Source organism: Bradyrhizobium sp. P2_E8, from assembly GCF_056403875.1.
Window position 1 is genome coordinate 1 of sequence record NZ_JBFUES010001493.1, and the last position, 1,244, is coordinate 1,244.

Sequence of the window (1,244 nt, forward strand, 5' to 3'; positions counted from 1 at the left end):
GGATCATGCCGTAGCGCGATTTCTCCAGCAGCTTGGGGTCGATCCCCGCCATGACGGGCGGCGGTGCGGAGGCCGCCTCGCCCTTGTCGGTGGCCTCGCCGGCACCGATCACCACGTCGTGGCGCGCACCGGTGGAGCCATCGATCATGGTGACGGTCTTCTGCTCGCCGGGGGCGGCCTGCTTCGGCGCTTCCCTGGTCTCGTGCTTGCCCTCTTGCTTGCTGTCCTGGCCGGGGCCGGAGGCGGCCGGCTTCTGGTCCGTAGCTTTGGGCTCGCGGATCGCGATCCGGGTCATCGGCTCGCCGCCGAGCGGATCCTTGTTGAAGATGGCGAAGCCGGCAAAGGTGACCAGCAAAAGGCCGAGCAGCACGGCGAGCGCCTGCATGGCCGTGAACGGCAGCCGCAGCCGGCGTTTCCGGCGCGGCTTGTCCTGTCCGAGCGGGGCGCTCAGATCATCGGCCGTTTCAGTCATGCGCGATCCCGAATCACTCACCGATGACGATACCACGCCGAGGTCAAGCGACGGCAGGCCGGGATAGGCCGGGGATGCCAGGCGTTCCAAGCAAAAAGGGCGGCTCAAGGAGCCGCCCTTTGCGTTGGATCGCGCGGTACGCCGACTTGGTTCGCCGACTTAGTTCGCGGCCTTAGTTCGCCGCCTTGGGCTTGTCGGTCGCGGCCTTGTCGGCACCCGGCGTGGGCGCTGCGGAGGCGCTGTTCTTGATGCCGTGGAGCAGGTCGTCGGCGAGCTTGAGTGCCTTGTCGTCCTTGGCGTCCGGCGGGACGTAGGACTGCGAGCCGGTCTTCTCGTCGCCGTCGTTCTTGAGATGGCCGCGCAGCGAAGCCTCGCCCTTGGTGTCGGTGCGCGACTTCAGCTCATCYGGCACGTCCTGGAGCACTTCGATGTCGGGCACGATGCCCTTGGCCTGGATCGACTTGCCCGACGGCGTGTAGTAGCGCGCCGTGGTCAGCCGCAGCGCGCCGTTGCCCGAGCCGAGCGGGATGATGGTCTGCACCGAGCCCTTGCCGAACGAGCGCGTGCCGACGATGGTCGCGCGCTTGTGGTCCTGGAGCGCGCCGGCGACGATTTCGGACGCCGAGGCGGAGCCGCCATTGACCAGCACGATGACCGGCTTGCCCTTGGTGAGGTCGCCGGCATGTGCGGTACGGCGCTGGGTTTCCTCGGCATTGCGGCCGCGCGTCGACACGATCTCGCCCTTCTCCAGGAACGAGTCGGAGACGGTGAC

General features: G+C 68.0%; 1 protein-coding gene and 1 pseudogene. Both read right to left on the reverse strand.

What is annotated here, in order from left to right:
- A pseudogene (locus tag AC1D00_RS41710) lies at nucleotides 1-472 on the reverse strand (divergent polysaccharide deacetylase family protein); the annotation flags it as partial.
- 172 nt (nucleotides 473-644) lie between these two features.
- On the reverse strand, nucleotides 645-1,244 hold a 600-nt coding region (locus AC1D00_RS41715), incomplete at its 5' end, for a S41 family peptidase (RefSeq protein WP_477014720.1).